General features: G+C 60.8%; 1 protein-coding gene. It reads left to right on the top strand.

Annotated features, from left to right (window positions below):
• Positions 1-240 precede the first annotated feature (240 nt).
• A partial coding sequence (locus A3754_RS24115) for a VOC family protein (RefSeq protein WP_197468834.1) occupies positions 241-582 on the top strand: 342 nt, incomplete at its 3' end.

The raw sequence follows: 582 nt of genomic DNA, 5'->3' as shown, positions 1-582 counted from the left end.
GCAGCCCCACTTCGTTGATGATTGCCTGATCTGCCATGGTGCTTGCCGTCGTGCCGAAAGGGGCCCGCAAGTGTGCCATCGCCGCTGGCGTTGTGCACCCTGGCCGGACAGACGGTGGGTTTGCAGGTGGCCAGAACTGACAGGTTCTTGGTGGCGGCGTCTGCGGCAATCTTGGGCAAAGAGCCTCATTGCTGCCACAGCGCCAACACCAATAACCAAAGGCAATAACAGGAGCCAACCATGAGCAGCCTGCCCCCCTGCGCCATGCTCAAGCACGTGCATCACAGCGCCTACCGCTGCCGCGATGCGGAGCAGACCCGCTGGTTTTACGAAGAGGTGCTGGGCCTGCCCCTCACCCTGGCCATGGTGTTCGATGAAGAGCCAGGCACCGGCCGCAAGATCGACTACATGCATCTGTTCTTCAAGATGGGCGATGACAATTTCATTGCCTTCTTCGACGCCCCGGAGGGGGCCGATGAAAAAATGTTCCGCCCGCGCAGTGCCTTCGATCTGCACCTGGCCTTTGAAGTGGACACCCTGGACGAGCTGAAGGATTGGCGCCGCCGGATTAACAAGGCCGGC

It is taken from the genome of Alcanivorax sp. HI0083 (assembly GCF_001635175.1).
The sequence above is the reverse complement of the archived record's forward strand: the minus strand, read 5'-3'. Positions and strand labels throughout refer to the sequence as shown.